At 40.9% G+C, this 14,730-nt stretch carries 15 protein-coding genes; all 15 read right to left on the bottom strand.

All coding sequences use genetic code 11. From position 1 onward, the window contains the following. Positions 1-539 precede the first annotated feature (539 nt). Entirely contained in the window at positions 540-929 is a 390-nt protein-coding gene (locus HMPREF2697_RS10760; RefSeq protein ID WP_048790760.1) for a hypothetical protein, read from the bottom strand. Continuing rightward, positions 910-1,833 (bottom strand): phosphodiester glycosidase family protein, encoded by a 924-nt coding sequence (locus tag HMPREF2697_RS00360; RefSeq protein ID WP_070849136.1) that lies wholly within the window; start codon positions 1,831-1,833, stop codon positions 910-912. Before HMPREF2697_RS00360 ends, HMPREF2697_RS10760 begins: the two co-directional genes overlap by 20 nt. A gap of 161 nt (positions 1,834-1,994) precedes the next feature. Beyond that, positions 1,995-2,729: a PHP domain-containing protein gene (locus HMPREF2697_RS00355; protein WP_070849211.1), complete on the bottom strand. Its 735-nt coding sequence runs from the start codon at positions 2,727-2,729 to the stop codon at positions 1,995-1,997. Between the two features lie 8 nt (positions 2,730-2,737). Further along, entirely contained in the window at positions 2,738-3,382 is a 645-nt protein-coding gene (locus tag HMPREF2697_RS00350; protein ID WP_070849133.1) for a TIGR01906 family membrane protein, read from the bottom strand. Next, complete coding sequence (locus HMPREF2697_RS00345; protein ID WP_070849130.1) at positions 3,372-4,145, bottom strand: TIGR01457 family HAD-type hydrolase; 774 nt, start codon at positions 4,143-4,145, stop codon at positions 3,372-3,374. The genes HMPREF2697_RS00350 and HMPREF2697_RS00345 overlap by 11 nt, the downstream gene beginning before the upstream one ends. 1 nt (position 4,146) lies before the next feature. Beyond that, positions 4,147-4,890 (bottom strand): acyl-ACP thioesterase domain-containing protein, encoded by a 744-nt coding sequence (locus tag HMPREF2697_RS00340; RefSeq protein WP_070849127.1) that lies wholly within the window; start codon positions 4,888-4,890, stop codon positions 4,147-4,149. After that, the gene (gene hemW, locus HMPREF2697_RS00335; protein ID WP_004182690.1) at positions 4,891-6,027 is read right to left on the bottom strand and encodes a radical SAM family heme chaperone HemW; all 1,137 of its coding nucleotides are present in this window, start codon (positions 6,025-6,027) and stop codon (positions 4,891-4,893) included. It lies immediately after the preceding gene. Positions 6,028-6,122: 95 nt separating this feature from the next. Beyond that, entirely contained in the window at positions 6,123-6,863 is a 741-nt protein-coding gene (locus HMPREF2697_RS00330) for a hypothetical protein (RefSeq protein WP_037605587.1), read from the bottom strand. A gap of 205 nt (positions 6,864-7,068) precedes the next feature. Next, entirely contained in the window at positions 7,069-8,154 is a 1,086-nt protein-coding gene (locus HMPREF2697_RS00325; RefSeq protein WP_070849124.1) for a hypothetical protein, read from the bottom strand. 64 nt (positions 8,155-8,218) lie between these two features. Next, positions 8,219-9,265, bottom strand: a complete 1,047-nt coding sequence (rfbB, locus tag HMPREF2697_RS00320) for a dTDP-glucose 4,6-dehydratase (RefSeq protein ID WP_002884100.1) — start codon at positions 9,263-9,265, stop codon at positions 8,219-8,221. A 269-nt stretch (positions 9,266-9,534) separates the two neighbouring features. Continuing rightward, positions 9,535-10,128 carry a dTDP-4-dehydrorhamnose 3,5-epimerase family protein gene (locus HMPREF2697_RS00315; protein WP_004182693.1) on the bottom strand — a complete coding sequence of 198 codons (594 nt, stop codon included), beginning with the start codon at positions 10,126-10,128 and terminating at the stop codon, positions 9,535-9,537. Continuing rightward, positions 10,128-10,997, bottom strand: coding sequence for a glucose-1-phosphate thymidylyltransferase RfbA (gene rfbA / locus HMPREF2697_RS00310; protein ID WP_002883992.1), 870 nt, complete (start codon positions 10,995-10,997; stop codon positions 10,128-10,130). The genes HMPREF2697_RS00315 and rfbA overlap by 1 nt, the downstream gene beginning before the upstream one ends. A gap of 213 nt (positions 10,998-11,210) precedes the next feature. Continuing rightward, positions 11,211-12,557: an acyl-CoA thioester hydrolase/BAAT C-terminal domain-containing protein gene (locus HMPREF2697_RS00305; protein WP_004182694.1), complete on the bottom strand. Its 1,347-nt coding sequence runs from the start codon at positions 12,555-12,557 to the stop codon at positions 11,211-11,213. Positions 12,558-12,742: 185 nt separating this feature from the next. Continuing rightward, a complete protein-coding gene (locus tag HMPREF2697_RS00300; protein WP_070849122.1) occupies positions 12,743-13,831 on the bottom strand; it encodes an NAD(P)/FAD-dependent oxidoreductase in 1,089 nt (362 codons plus the stop codon). A gap of 64 nt (positions 13,832-13,895) precedes the next feature. Continuing rightward, a complete protein-coding gene (locus HMPREF2697_RS00295; protein WP_004182696.1) occupies positions 13,896-14,723 on the bottom strand; it encodes a ZIP family metal transporter in 828 nt (275 codons plus the stop codon). Positions 14,724-14,730 lie beyond the last annotated feature (7 nt).

The following is a 14,730-nucleotide window of genomic DNA, read 5'->3' as shown; positions in this document are numbered from 1 at the left end:
TCGCATACGCTCTCAAGAATGTGTCGTCTTTGATCTCATGCGTTCTCAGCTTCCCGCATTCTCTGTGAAACGATCTGACTTTTTCTATCAACGATTTCGATTTTAATTTATTTTACCTGAAAATTCAGAACAAAGCAAGTCTTTTTTGTATATTTTTATAAAAAGTTGAAAATCATGTATATTTAATAGCAGAAAGAAGCCTTTTGAGACTTTCCTTAGGTGATGGCGGACGTTGGTGAAATTATCTGGTGGATGATTCTAGCTATCCAAAAAGTTCCATGACTAAGTTTTGAACTTCATTTCTCAAAAATTCCTAGCACTGGAAATACGATAGATTCAGGCACTTCCATCACTATAGACAGTCTCGTTCTATCTAAATTCCTACCACAAAAAATCAGGCTCAGTTATTTTTTATGAAAATATCTTTAGGGTAATTCCCCATTTTAAAAAATTTCTTCCTATTATGATTTGTATATTTATCCTAAATATTTTTTCAAAGCAAGACAAAAAGCCTGAAGCACAGCTCCAAGCTCTTATGGTTAAGCTAATTTTCTAGGTCTGATAAATCCTGTCATAATACTCAAACAAAGTAGCCCCGCAGCAACATACCAATAAGGCATATCCACGCTAGTCGTACGACCTGAAACCTCAACGATTCCCTTAACCAGACAAGCACTAGCTACAACTGCAATAGACGAATTAAAGAGTAGTTTTGAAAGACGTGTTCTCACCCAAGACATACCCACTCCTGTTAGCAGATAGATAAGTGCTCCAGCTAATGGGGCAAAAAACATCATACGCATAAACATGGACGATTCCCCATAAGAAAAGCGTTCATAGACAAAGGTAAATAGAAGGCTGAAAATAGTTAAAGCAATGTAAGTGAAAAAGTGTTTGCTGGCTGATTTTTTAGTAACCGATGTAAACAATATCGCTCACCGCCCTTTCTGAAATTTTGTTTCCGTTTGTGGTTGGCTTGTTAATGACTTGACCATTGAAGTACATAGTAGATGAGCCACCACCGTCAAGGTTATAGGCTGTCGTCACACCATAGGATTTCATCAACTCTGCCATTTCATAGAGGGTCAACCCTGACGATTCACTGGTACGACCATCAGAAACAATGACAATATAGTGCACACTGCCATCACTCTCTTCGATGACTCCGATGGCTGTACGTGGATTGTCAGCCATAGCTTGACCAACCTCTTCATTTTCCGATACAGCTATCTTGCCATTTTCAACCAAGGTTGGACCAAAGGCGAAGGTGTTCACCACACCTGAATCGACCAATTTTTGAGCTGTTGTATCGCTCTCCTTAAAGGTCTTGAAGCTACCATCTGAGTATACTGCAAGGTCCTCGTAGTCACTGTTTCGATCAGTATCACGATAGACTTGACCATTTTTAATCACATAGCCCGACTGGTTAGCTCCATAATAGTCACCATTGATGGCAAAGATTGCATTATTCTGCTGGGCAATACTTGAAGTAGTGTCGGTGATGTTAGTCCCATAGGTATTTTGTGCCAAAGCCGTTTTAAGGTAATCTGCACTCGAAAGCTTGATATCTGCCACATAGTATGTGGTATCACTGGTTTTACCTGTCGTGATTTTGATATCCATATTGTCATCTTTATAAGTCGTATCCGTCTTAGTTACCTTACCAGTACTGGTAGATGCCGTCGACGACGCTGTGGTTGAACTAGTTGTATTGGCTGAAACCGTTGAGACCGCTGAGGGAATGACAAAGACCTTTAAGAGAGAGTAAACATTTGCCCCCATCAGAAAAAGGGTAAAAACTAAGGCATAGGCATGCCTTTTGAGAAATTTCATAGAAGACCTCCAATTTTGAAAGATAAGATTGAAACCATATGTTCCTTTTACTTGACATTAGCATAACAAGCGAAGCTTAAAATCTTCTATAATTCCCATAACCACGCCTTTTCTTTAAGCTTTCCTTAAGAAAAAGACAGCTTCAGTTGAAGCTGTCTTCGCTATATAATCATATCTTTTGTAATGCCAAATTCTCTCAAGATCTCCTGAATCTTGTCAAAGTTCAGACGGAAATGCTCCAACTTATGACCATCAGACCCAATAGAATACTTACGACATCCCAAATCCCTAACAAGGCCTAGGGCATAACGGTAAAGGCCCTCGTGATGATAGAGGTACATACTCTTTGCATTCAGTTCAAAAGCCAAATCATTAGCAATCATTTTCTGGAAAATACGTTTGAGCTGCTCCTCATAGACTTTTAGCTCATCAACAGTCACGTCAAACAGGCGGAAACCATAGTCAAAGTGGGCCAAAACATCTGCGTCCACACGACCAATAGCGTACTCCAACTTGTCCAGATACTCTTGAATAATGCTTGCCTTGTCCATATCCGCTACCTCATCATCAAGATAATCATTGACCCCATTATGGTGAACAGATAAAAGTTTGAGATCATAGTCCTTACCATCCAGAAAGTCTAAAATATCCCTTTCCCTAGGTTGGTAATAACCAATCTCGATACCACGTTTAATACGATTACCATACTTACGGTTAAGATTTTCAATCTCACGACTATAGGCCTCATACTCGGGCACATCATCCTGTTTGGTATAAGGATTAGAGAGATCATAATGCTCAGTCGTTACAATCTCCCCATCAAAATGCGTCAAATAATCAGTAAAGTTCGCATCCGAATCATAGGAATGATGGGTATGCAAATGGTTATCACGAATAGACATAACTACTCCTTATTTTTCAAATACATTTTAAGCTGCTTACGGGCCAACAAAGTCAGACTCACCATGATTCCCTCATAAATAATAAAGAAAATCACAAAGCACTGAAGAAAGTACTCTTCTGGCAAAACATTGATAATCGGGTCCAAGATTGGATTAAAGAGCCAACTGCTATCCCCAGGAAAGAGGGCTTCATGAAAGAGCGTAAAAAACTCATCAAATCCGAGAAAAAGCCCCACAACCCCAATAAGGACCGGCAAGAGTGCTAGACTCATATAAAGTTTAACGTAAAGACCAAAGGTCCCTTTCTTCACATTACGCCAAAGAGAGGTGACTGCTGGATAAGCTAGTAGAATAACAAGCCCCTGTACCAAATGAAAGAGCCACTTCACATCATGAAAATGCTTGAGCCCACTCTCCGACGATGGAAAATCAGGCATGGCCAGATGACCAACCCAAGGAAATGTCAGGTACTGCATGAGGATATTGAAATTATGCCAGAGCTCTGTCTTGCCAAGAATGACATAGTCCAAAAGATGCATCCAGTCAATATCAAAATAATAAAAGCCCCATGCCAGATAAATCGTCACTAAGATAGACAGGGCCAAGAGCCAAATCGGAGTCAGAACAGCCTCAATCTTAGTTCGCATCAAAATCCCACTCCGCTAGACTAGAAAGCACATGGTCTGGTTTTACTGGTAAATCCGCAACTTCTTCCGCCTTGGTAAATCCAGTTGTCACAAGAAGTGTTGGAAAGTCATTTTTAATACCAGCTGTAATATCAGTCAAGTAATTGTCACCAACCACAATAGTCTGGCTACGTTCTGTCCCAAGGATTTCAAGAGCCTTGTTCATGATAATTGCTTCAGGCTTACCAATAATAATTGGTTTCACACGTGTTGCTGCCTCGATAAGGGCCAAGAGGGAACCGGCACCTGGAAGAAGGCCGCGTTCTGTTGGGATATTCAAATCTGGGTTTGTCCCAATAAACATAGCTCCCTTATGGATAGCAAGCGTTGCTTTAACCAACATTTCATAAGTGACTTCACGGTCCAAACCAACAACAACATAGGCAGGATTTTCCTCATCTACCGTATATCCCGCTTCCGCAATGGCAGATTTAAGCCCAGTCTCACCGATAACATAAACCGTCTTGCCACGATTCATATCGTTCATGTAGTCAACCGTCGCCAAAGTAGCTGTATAGATGGTCTCAAGGGGCGTTTCCAACTCACACTGATTACGCAAAAGCTCTTGCACCATCTCTGGTGTACGCATACTATTATTAGTCACAAAAAGATAGGGAATCTGACGCTTTTGCAACTCCTTAACGAAGGCTTCTCCCTCAGGAATACGGTCCTTCCCCTTGTAAATGGTTCCGTCTAAATCAATCAAATAACCTTTATATGTCATCTTACTCGTCTCCTATTTCTTTCCATTGGATAATGGCCTGAGCATGAATATTGCCATCAACACAAATTTGATGTTGACTGCTCAAACTTTCTTGGTCAAACTCATAGCCTGAATAAATCTCTGACCCATGATGAATTTCCTTAACATACTTGAGGTCAATATGGGCTGGTGTGTACTTAGTCAAAAAATCCAAATCGAAAACATCCAACATCCACTCCAAGTACTTGCTATTATTAACGTGGCCATTCATATCTAGGTCAAAATAACGCACACGATATAAAGTCTCAATTGGATTTTCCAAAGCATTATAGCGAGGTCCTCTAAGCAACTTTTTAGTCTTATCAGCTCCATAAGGTGCTACCACCTCATCTGGTACTTCTGCTACCTTACGCGTTTCATAATCCATGAGAGCAAAGGTAGTCTTAAAGAGCATAATTTGCTGACCAGTTTCATCTGTGATGTAAAAATTACGGTAACAGAAAATCTTATTATAGGAAATAGCTTCCGTTGTAATGGTCACCTTTTCATTGTAGCGAGGCAGACGGTCAATCTCAATCGCATAGTCTGTCACAATCCAAACCAGACCGTACTTATCAAAAACGTCCTTATCCGTATTTCCCAGAGATTCTGACTGCATACCAGATACTTGCAATGAAAACGCCAATAAGTGCGGTAATTTCACCTGATGCGTGATATCCGTCTCATAAAACGGAATCTGATAAGAAATACTAAATTTTAATCCCATCTAATCCTCCAAGATAAATTGCTCAGCGACACTATCACCCAAAAAGAGTCCTCGTTTGGTCATACGAACCACCTCTGGATCCTTGACCAAGAGCCCATCTTCCTGTAGTTTTTTCACAATGTCTCCATAAGTATCCGCGAATGACAAGCCAAACTTCTCTTCAAAACGTTTGATGGACACTCCCGACTTTTTACGCAAGCCAAGGAAGAACTCCTCTTCCATCATCTCCGCCTTAGTCAGATGCTCCTCGTGAAGTCTAGCATGACCATCCTCAGCTATAGCCTTTAGATAATGCTGGATAGGCCCTCTATTGCGATAACGAACACCATTAACATAACCAGAGGCTCCAGCACCCACACCATAATACTCATCATTATTCCAATACATGAGATTATGTCGACTCTCCATCCCAGGTTTGGTAAAGTTTGAAATCTCGTAGTGCTCAAAACCATTGTCTTCCAACTCTTGGATAATATAGTCAAACATCTCTGCCTCCAAGTCCTCAGTCGGAAGATTGAGCTTACCCCGACGCATCTTATTCATAAAGACCGTATGATGTTCCAATATCAAACTATAGAGACTTAGGTGTGGAATATCCAGTTCCAGTGCCTTTCTCACATTTTCCTTGACCTGATCCATAGTTTGACCAGGTAGTGCATAAATAAGGTCAATGGAAATATTATGAAAACCAGCAGCCTTTAAGCTATCAATACTTTCATAAATCTGTGCTTGATTGTGACTGCGACCAATTTGACGCAAGTGCTTGTCATCAAAGGTCTGAACCCCTAAAGATACGCGATTTACAGCTGATTTTTTGAGCACCTCAATCTTATCAACCGTCAAATCCCCAGGATTGGCCTCAATGGTAAACTCCTCCAACTTAGACAAATCCAAATTTTTCTGAAGATTGCTTAAAAGGTAGTCCAATTGCTCCGCAGAAATAGCTGTCGGTGTCCCACCACCAATATAAAGGGTGCGAAGCTCCTTGATATCTAAAAGCTCCCACTCACGAATCAAAGCCCGTAGGTAGTCATCAACGGGCTGATTTTTAATAAAGACCTTGGAAAAGTCACAATAATAACAAATTTGTGTGCAAAATGGAATGTGCACATAGGCTGACGTTGGTTTTGTTTGCATGTAACTATTCTACCATTTTTTAAACAGAAATGAGACCTCGAATGATAAGAGTTTGAGCCAAAAAAGAAGCCATCTCTCCAGATAGCTTCTATTCTTTATTTTGTTAATGAGAATGGGAAAGCATTATAGTTGCTATAATCAAAGGTTGGTCCCAAGTCAGAGATGAATTGAACTGGCGTGTAAGTTCCATTTTCAAGAATAAAGCCAGGCTTAGCTTGAAAACCAGCTCCCCCTATTCCTGTAATACCAGGAAGCAAGGTAGAAAAATCGCCACCCTCCCAAACGTAGAGATTTCCAGAAATTTGAACAGCTTTTGCAGTTGTAGAGCTTTGACGATAGGGTTCGTAATCGACATTGAAATTTGCCTTTGAAGTGATGTTGCCATCAGCATCAACTGTAAAACTAATGTCCGTTGCTTGAGGACTTGTACCAGTCCAAGTTCCAACCAAAGCTGCTGGGACAGGAGCGTCACTTTGGGTATCAGCTGTTGCTTGACTAGACTTGTTTGACTCAGAAGCAACACTACCATTTGTCCCTGCTTGAGCATCATTTCCAGCTGAGGCTTGATTTTTTGAAGAGCTAGCTCCAGGAGCACTCGCTTCTTCTTGACCTTGAGAATCCTTTGAAGATGAAGCTTCTGTCTTTGACTTTTTAGCAGACTTCTTCTCAGATGTTTTTGTTTTAGCAGATGACTTCATTACTTTAGAAGTTGACGTTGTAGATGATGCTGCAGTGTCTTTTTCTGACTTAGAGCCACATCCGACAAGTGCTGTAGAAACAGCTACAGACAACAAAACAAGGGAACAAACACGGATAACTTTACTTTTCATTTTCATAAACCTCTTATATATATTTCTATTATATCTATTTTGTTACAAAAATCAAGTATTTTATGTAATTTTTGTAACAATCATGTAATTAATTGTATCGCTGTCATAAGTTAATATCGTATTTACAAGTAAAAAAAGCCCATCACTCCTAGAGGAATGATAGGCTTCTGCATCTTATTTAGGTACTTCTTACCTGCTAGAGGTATCGTGATTAATCTTTGTCTTGTCTTTCGATATAACCTGAATAGAGATCTCCATAGCTATCCTCTAAGATAACAATGCGCTTGCCACCATCTACAACTGCAAAATAGTAGGAACTTCTCTCATCGTGGTAGATATCATTAACACTCTTAGCCTGATAACCATGTGACTTAAGAGACTTCTGTATTTTATCAAATTCTTTCTGCACCTTATCATTATCTACTTTACCTGATTTGTTCACCAGATATTCTCTTAAAGGTTTAGCAATTAAGATATCTGTATCATCGGAATCTGTAGAAATAACACCATTTTCAGAGATAGTAGCTTTTCCTTCGGCGTCATCATCCTCATCAAATTTCTTCCAGTTACCAACAAAGGCTTTTGGAACCTCCGCCTTATAAAAAAGACATCTCTTTTTAAATTCTTTAGTGTTTGATCCGTGGGAAAATACTTCTGATAAGCCTATGTCTAAAATGACATTTGTTCCATCCTTCTGAACCAGATTATAGTAGCCATATCGTTCAGTCTTAACCAGTATGACCTCTTTTGTATGAAATTGGTACTTCTTGTCAAAATCAGCAATAGATTTTAGTTTTGAATCACTTACCGCCTTTATGCTTCTTTCAAACTCTTGTCGAACCTTCTTACCGAGAGCAACTTCTTTAATATTATCTTCCGTATAGCCAGTAAAAAGTTTTGAATTCTTTTCTTTTAAATCATAAACAAGCCCGTCATTATTACCATTTACCCACAAGCCACCCAAGTTTGTTCCTTTGGAAGAAAACAAAAAGAGGCCAAGACTTGTTGCTACAACAAGAAATAAAGCAATCCCAAGACCAAGAAAAGTCTTCTTGCCAAACTTTTTCTTCTTAACAAAGACAATTTGTTGTGAATAAGCTGGGTTGACCATTTGACCAGTCATTTGATTTGGAAAAGGCATGGCTCCTTCAGTCACGGAATTTCCATTGTTGGAAAAAGTAGCTTGTTTTCCTTCCATAACAAATTCACCATTTAGAAGGGCCTGCTGACACTCCTGAATAGTGGGTTTACGATTATTAACCGCTTCAAAATATTCAATCCATTCTTTTCTATTCATCATCTCTCCTAAGATTTCTTAATAGAAAAATCTATCACTAGCTTGGAAGTGATAGATTTTCCAATTATTTAAGCACTTCTTGTGTCTTAGCGTAGTTAGCTTCAACAGCTTCTTTTTCGGCTTTCCACCAGTCTTGGTGATCTGTGTACCACTTGATTGTTTCTTCCAAACCTGATTCAAAGTTTGTAAATTGTGGCTCCCAACCGAGTTCTTCACGCAATTTTGTTGAGTCAATAGCGTAACGCAAATCATGACCAGCACGGTCTGTGACACGGTCGTAAGCATCTTTTGGTTGCCCCATTTTTTCAAGGATGAGTTCAAGAACTTCCTTGTTATTCTTTTCACCATCGGCACCAATCAAGTAAGTTTCACCGATACGGCCTTTAGTGAGGATAGCCCAAACACCAGTTGAGTGGTCGTTAGTGTGAATCCAGTCACGGACGTTTTTACCTTCACCATAAAGTTTTGGTTTAATTCCTGACAAGATGTTGGTGATTTGACGTGGAATGAATTTTTCGATGTGTTGGTAAGGTCCATAGTTGTTTGAGCAGTTTGAAATAGTTGCTTTAACACCAAATGAACGCACCCATGCTTTAACGATAAGGTCTGAAGCAGCCTTAGTTGATGAGTATGGTGATGAAGGGTTGTACTTTGTTTCTGCTGTGAATTTTTCACCAGGACCTTCACCGTGTCCAGGAAGATCTTCACGCAATGGAAGGTCACCATAAACTTCGTCTGTTGACACGTGGTGGAAACGAATATCGTATTTACGAGCAGCCTCCAAGAGTGTGTAAGTACCAATGAAGTTTGTGTGGATAAATGGTGATGGGTCGTTCAATGAATTATCATTGTGGCTTTCAGCCGCATAGTGAACGATAGCATCAGCCTTAGCAGCCAATTTATCAACCAATTCAGCATCAGCAATATCACCAACAACCAATTCAACACGGTCACCAAGGATTTCTTCAATATTGGCACGGTTACCAGCGTAAGTGAGTTTGTCAAGGACAGTCACATGTACGTCTGGATGGTTGTTGTAGACATAGTGTACGAAGTTTGAACCGATGAAACCTGCGCCACCAGTTACGATGATATTTTTATATTCAGTCATTTTTTCTCCAAAAAATATTATTTTTCTTAATCGTTCCTTAAATCAATCTTTTTTAGCTTTCCTTAGGTGAGTACGGACGTCAGCGAACTTCGAAGAAGTTCCATGACTAAGTTTTGAGCCTGATGTCTCAAAACTTCCGAGCACCTGAAACACAATGATTCAGGTGCTTTTCTCACGGCGGAAAGCTAATCATATAGCTCGCTTCGCTCGTTTATAACAAAGCTAAAAACTATATAATGATTTTCTTAATTGTTTCAAGAGCTATATTTTTACAAATCCTCTGGTTTGAGGGGGGTAACGTCTTTGAGCAATGGGTGATTTTTATCTGCTTCTGAGACTTCTGCTTCTTCCAAGTTTTCCCACTTGATATCAAGGCTTGGGTCAGCATAGTTGACAAAGGCATATTTAGGTTTAAGTTCAAGTGCCCAGTAATCGTTTACGAGATAGCTGTATGATACTTTGTCAGACAGAACTTGGAAACCATTGGCAACACCACGAGGAACAAAGATTCCTTTTGAGGCATCAATAACAGTTTGATAAGTATTCCCAAACGTTTCGCCTTCACGGAGGTCAACCCAAGTTCCAAGAACCTTTCCTTCATCTGCCACTGAGATGTATTTATCCCAAGGCTCGGCGTGCAAGCCACGCAAAACATTTTTACGTGAGAAAGAAACGTTATTTTGCAATTTTCCTTCTGCAAAGAATGATTCTGGAAAACCAAGTGGCAACATCTTTTCCTTTTGGAAGTTTTCCTTGAACCATCCACGGTTATCTCCATGAACAGGAATATCAAATTCAAGCAGACCTGGGATGGCATCAATCTTGCGTGCAGCTAATTCTTTACCAAAAAATTGTTCAGTCATTATGCTTCTCCAATCAAACGGAGCAAATATTGTCCGTATTCATTTTTCTTAAGTGGTTGTGCCAATTCAAGAACCTGTTCTTTAGTGATATAACCCATGCGATAGGCAATCTCTTCAAGGTTAGCTACTTGGACATTCTGCAAACGTTGAACTGTTTCGATGTACTGAGCAGCCTGCAAGAGACTTTCGTGAGTGCCTGTATCCAACCAAGCAAAGCCACGTCCCATAAGCTCAACAGAGAGGTCTCCACGTTCTAGGTAAGCCTTGTTAACATCCGTGATTTCAAGTTCGCCACGAGGGCTTGGCTTGATGTTTTTAGCAATTTCCACAACATCATTGTCATAGAAATAAAGACCAGTTACAGCAAAGTTTGATTTTGGATGCTCAGGTTTTTCCTCGATAGAGATGGCATTCATATTGTCGTCAAACTCAACAACTCCAAAACGTTCTGGGTCCTTAACTTGATAACCAAAGACTGTGGCACCTTTTTCCTTAGCTTCAGCACGTTGAAGCATGGCAGAAAGACCATTGCCATGGAAAATGTTATCCCCGAGGACAAGTGCAACACTATCGTCACCAATGAAGTCTTCACCAATGATAAAGGCTTGAGCCAATCCATCTGGGCTTGGTTGTACTGCGTAAGAAAGTGAAATACCGAACTCAGAACCATCACCAAGAAGCTCTTCAAAACGTGGAAGGTCCTGTGGCGTTGAGATGATGAGAATTTCCTTAATACCAGCCAACATAAGCGTTGAGAGTGGATAGTAAATCATTGGTTTATCGTAAATCGGCATCAGTTGTTTTGATGCAGCACGTGTCAATGGATACAAACGTGTCCCTGAACCACCTGCAAGAATAATACCTTTCATAAGAAGGCTCCTTTTTTCTCTAATATATTATCTATATTTTAGCATTTTTCAGCCCTCTTGTCACGGTAAACCCTATGTTCTTAAGCTTTCATTAAGAAAATCACAAGTGCCCATTTTCTTAATCCAATCTAAAAAAGGATTTCGATTGAAACCCCTTTAGATTGAGGATAATATCTTGTAATATTCCCTTTGGGGAGTGTGATTATCATCCTCTTAGTGTCTTTGTGCACTCATCCAGTCAAAGATACTGTTATAAGTTTGTCCATTGACACTGGCACGAGAGCCACCTCCATTAGTTGGATCGGTGGCTACCATACCGCTGTAACCGTCCCAATTTTTCGTATTTTCAGGATGCTGAACGCCAATCACCTGGTCATGGAAGAAATAAATCCAAGCCCAATGCCCATCATACTCTGTCCCAGGAAGATCAGTCCCAGTAGCTGTTTCAAAGTATGAGAACCACTTGTTAGTAGCTCCAGAGGTAATCAAGCTCTTATATAAAGGCAAGACACTATTTTCTGGTTGGACTGTTGCGTCTGCCTTTGTGTGAATCAACCACATAGGCTGGTTCTTCAGTTTATCAATTCCAGATTGGTCAACAGTTAGTGGCGCTGCTATTGGAATGAGAGCTGCAAAATAATCTGGATAGGTTGCTCCCATGGTCAAGACCATACCACCACCATTTGAAACTCCCGCAAGATAGATTCGTCCCTTATCTACCTCAGGGTGATTAGCTAGGTAGGTATCAATGGTCTCTTTGAGTTGGGCTGCATTATCTGATCCCCAAGGTGTCTGCGTTTGAACAGCCAGAACATTAACCCCACGCGCCTGATCACCAGTTGTTAAGAAATGGCCTTGAATCTCAGGCTGGGTAAGCGCATAGACGTCATTTGAAAGAAGCGGAATATTCATATCTGTCCCTCTTTCACCAATACCGTGTAACCAGACTATCAATGGTTTGGTGCTATTCCCTGTACCAGTCTGGGCACTATAAGCCGCATACTGCATGTTACCTACCTCTCCTCGCTCGTCGAAAACCTCCGTCGTTGGCATCAAACGATTGTTGATGGCATCTTGCTCAGATGAAACCATCTGTGACTGACTACTACCTTCTGCCACTACTGACAAGTCTTTCATTGATACCATATAACTTTCCAGCCATTGGTTAGTCCAAGTAGAAAGGTTGAAATACATAGGTTCAGCATTCCCACCCATGTTGTAGCGGTTATAAGACGGTAGGCTCAATTCAAGCGTCACGTACTTGCTATTGTCATAATAGACCACATGCCCCTTATCATCAGAAACATAAGAGTTCGTTACCTGACGACTGACCCCTGCTGTTGTAACCTGAGTTGAGCTGTGGACAACCTCTGGCGTGACCTTCTGATTAAATTCAAAAATGACTTTGGTTACAGCCGGTCCAAACTCATAACTTTCTAGAACAATACTTGTCTTTGTCACAGCCAAGTCTTCTGCTGCCCCTGCTTTGACAGATAGGCCTAAACTTATGGCTAGCAAAGTAACAAGGACTGTCACATATACTTTAACTTTTTGGAACATAGTCCCTCCCCTTTTTTATTAGTATTCACCTACAATCGATGAACAGTTACTATTTTATCATTTTCTAATCAAATAAGAAATAGATGCAAAGAAATTCTAATAAAAAGAATCAGCTAGCATCCCTCAATAAGGAGAAATAGCTAACTGATTCATAAATTTCAATATATTGGAGGGCTTTAATACTATTAGTCTTTTTTCTTAACGTACTGAGCCACTGGATAATCTGCACTGTCCAAACTACCAGATCGGTTCATAACCAAATCAACCAAATTTTTTCCAATAAGTGGCCCTGTCGTAAGTCCTGAAGATACTAAACCAGAGGCGACAAAGACACCCTCAAGCTCTGGAACTTCTCCAAAGAAAGGTGAGAAATCACTCGTGTAGGCTCTAGTTCCCACACGTTCTGAGAAGGACTTGGCCGTACTTAAGTCAGGGAAATAGGTCTTAGCCTCTTCCTCCAGACTTGCAAGTACAGTCTCATCAACTGTCAAATCAAAGCCTTGGTCATTTTCATGGCTGGCCCCTACCGAAATCTTTCCACCAGCAAAAGGAATGACATCCAATTCGCCCTCTGGCATCAGAACAGGTAATCTACCAGTATCCATGCCCTCAAAGAAATAGTCGCGCAATTGCCCCTTTTGGGGGCGAACATCTACGTCAAAACCAAGGGGCTCGAGTGTTTGACCTAGCCAGGCACCACAAGCGAGAATGACCTTATCAAAAGTTTGCCCATTAATCTCGTAAGTGCCATTATCAAGAGGAGATAGTATGACTAGACCCTCTACCTTTTCAAAACCAGAGGCCTCAATCAAAGTAGATGTTAATTCTGCCCCCTCCACTCTGGCACCTCCAGAAGCATAGAGATAACGGTCAAATCCAGTAAATTCAGGGAGGTCGGCAGCATTTTTTATAGAAAGTTCACCAATAATGGGTGATTCTTCTAGCCTAGTTTCTGCATGCTGATACAAACCGTCCAACTTACTATCATCTTTCTTGAGAAGGGCTACACCAGACTGATCATAGAAGCTCGTGTCATAACCATCATTTTCAAGATCTGAAACTAAATCTTGGTAAAAATCGGCTCCCAAACGGGCCATTCGATACCAGGCTTTATTACGACGCTTGGAAAACCAGGGGCTGATAATCCCTGCTGCCGCCTTGGTGGCTTGCCCGAGACCATGATCAAATACTGTAACCTCTGCGTCTTTTTCTTTTGATAAGTAGTAGGCAGCCGTTGAACCGACGATACCTGCACCAACAATTGCTATTTTCATTTTTTACTCCATCTATTTGAAAAGAGCTGAGTTCTATATCAATAGGCACAGCTCTCTAGTATTTTTAACCTAAGGCCACGTCCATGACCATCATGACGACAAAGCCAACCATGAGTCCTAAGGTGGTGACGTCAGTATTACCATTGGTTTGTGATTCAGGAATCAATTCCTCCGTTACCACAAAGATCATGGCACCAGCCGCAAAAGCCAAAGCATAAGGAATAATCGCCATCATCCACATAACAAGAGCAGCTCCCATAACAGCCCCTATAGGCTCCACGATGGCTGACATAGATCCCCAATAAAAGGCCTTGATACGAGATTTTCCATCTGCTCGAATAGGAATAGAGAGGGCTGCACCTTCAGGGACATTCTGCAAACCAATACCGATAGCTAGACCAATGGCTCCCATGAGACCAGCAAGTGTCATATTCCCACCAGCTAGGGCACCAAAGGTAACACCAACCGCCAATCCCTCTGGAAAATTATGAATCGTGATAGCCAAAAAGAGCAAGGCTGTTTTAGACAACTTTTTCTTACGAGGTTGAATCCCTTCTGCTTTTGAGATGTCATTTCCTAAATGCAAATGAGGAACGACGGCATCAATTAAACGGAGGGCAACACCACCAAGCAAGAAGCCAGCTGCCGCAGGGAACCAGGACCATTTCCCATAGCCATTTTGAGTCGCATAGGTTAAAGAGGGATCCAAAAGTGACCAAAAAGAGGCCGCAATCATGACACCAGCCGCAAAGCCCATCATGATATCTAACAATTTACGACTAATATTCTTGAAGAAGAAAACAATGGCCGAACCGACAATGGTACAGCCCCAAGTAAAAAGACCTGCAAGTAAGGCCAAAAAGACCACATTTTGATGTAAAAGCCAAGTCAAAGACACA

This window comes from Streptococcus sp. HMSC064D12 (assembly GCF_001837205.1).
GTDB lineage: Bacteria > Bacillota > Bacilli > Lactobacillales > Streptococcaceae > Streptococcus > Streptococcus salivarius_D.
Note: the sequence above shows the minus strand (reverse complement) of the source record. Positions and strands in the feature narration are given on the sequence as shown.